The organism is Streptomyces yerevanensis (genome assembly GCF_000716805.1).
Lineage (GTDB): Bacteria > Actinomycetota > Actinomycetes > Streptomycetales > Streptomycetaceae > Streptomyces > Streptomyces flaveus.
On sequence record NZ_JNWJ01000189.1, the window covers coordinates 1 to 1,310 of the forward strand.

A 1,310-nucleotide genomic window follows, 5' to 3' on the forward strand; every position below is an offset into this window, starting at 1 on the left:
CTAGGACTTGTCCGGTCGATCATGTGACGACTCCGTTCCCAAGTCGTTGATATGGACATGGGACGGGGTGATCTGACGGATGCCGAGTGGGAACGACTGCGGCTGTTCCTGCCGGTCAGCAACGGTCGTTGTGGCCGTTGGCGGGATCACCGGCAGGTGATCAACGGGATTCTGCACCGGGTGCGGACCGGAATTCAGTGGCGTGACCTGCCCGAGCGGTTCGGCCCGTGGAAGACGGTCTATGAGCGCCACCGATTGTGGTCAGGCGACGGCACCTGGGAACGTCTCCTCCAGCAGGTCCAGGCAGCGGCCGATGCGGCGGGCGAAATCGATTGGGACATCTCGGTGGACTCCACCGTCGTCCGCGCGCATCAGCACGCGGCCGGCGCCCGCACTGATCCGCCAGCAGCCTTCGTCTCAAAGGGGGCCGAAAGGGTGGAACACCAGGACGAGACGCCCTGGCAGAGCCTCGTCGGCCGCCTGGTGGAGGTGGTGCTGGAGGTGAGGGCCTGGGCCGCTCGCGCGGCGGGTTTACCAGCAAACTCCACCTGAGCGCGGATGGCCGCTGCCGCCCCCTGTCCTTGATCGTCACCCCAGGCCAACGGGCTGACTGCACCCAGTTCAAGCCGGTTCTGGAGAAGATCCGCGTCCCCAGACTTGGTCGAGGCAGGCCGCGGAAGAAGCCGGACAGTCTCGCGGCAGACAAGGCATACAGCAACGGCCCGTGCCGCGAGTATCTGCGGCGCCGGAGTATCCGTCACACGATTCCGGAGAAGACCGACAGTCAGGCGGCCCGTTTACGCAAAGGGCCACGCGGAGGACGGCCACCGGGCTTCGACGAAGAGCGGTACAAGAAGCGCAACACCGTTGAACGGGCGATCAACCGCTTGAAGCAGTCCCGCGCGGTGGCCACTCGCTATGACAAACGCGGCTACGTCTTCCTAGGCACCGCGACGGCGGCATCCCTGGTCATCTGGCTCAGGACCTGACGATCGGACGCAGCTCAGAGACCACCCTCGGCAGGCCGCTGGTGCCCACACGGCACCAGGCCACCGCTCTTGTCGAAGACCTCAGCGTCATGACCCGAGTTCACCCACACCGTGATGCCCTGATCATGCACAACCACGTTGAACGGCGACTGCTCCGGCTCTGTCTCGGTCACCACGGTGAACTCCTCACCCGGACGCATCCAATGATCGGTTCCCCACGGCTCGACCCATAGGCAGACCATGCTGCTGGTCTCGTTACTCACGCACGTCTTGGACACGCTTGCAGCCTAACCAGCAGCATGATCGACCGGACAAGTCCTA

The 1,310-nt window shown here is 64.6% G+C and carries 2 protein-coding genes; one reads left to right on the forward strand and one right to left on the reverse strand.

All coding sequences use genetic code 11. The annotated features are described in order from the left end of the window. The first annotated feature begins 57 nt into the window (after positions 1 to 57). Positions 58 to 989 (forward strand): IS5 family transposase gene (locus OP79_RS53530; RefSeq protein WP_425428699.1). Its coding sequence is split into 2 segments (ribosomal slippage): positions 58 to 412 and positions 412 to 989, totalling 933 coding nucleotides; the frame shifts between segments, so codons are not numbered across the junction. Positions 990 to 1,003: 14 nt separating this feature from the next. Here OP79_RS53530 and OP79_RS57955 read toward each other — a convergent pair. Continuing rightward, positions 1,004 to 1,165 (reverse strand): hypothetical protein, encoded by a 162-nt coding sequence (locus OP79_RS57955; protein ID WP_245685763.1) that lies wholly within the window; start codon positions 1,163 to 1,165, stop codon positions 1,004 to 1,006. Positions 1,166 to 1,310: the final 145 nt, after the last annotated feature.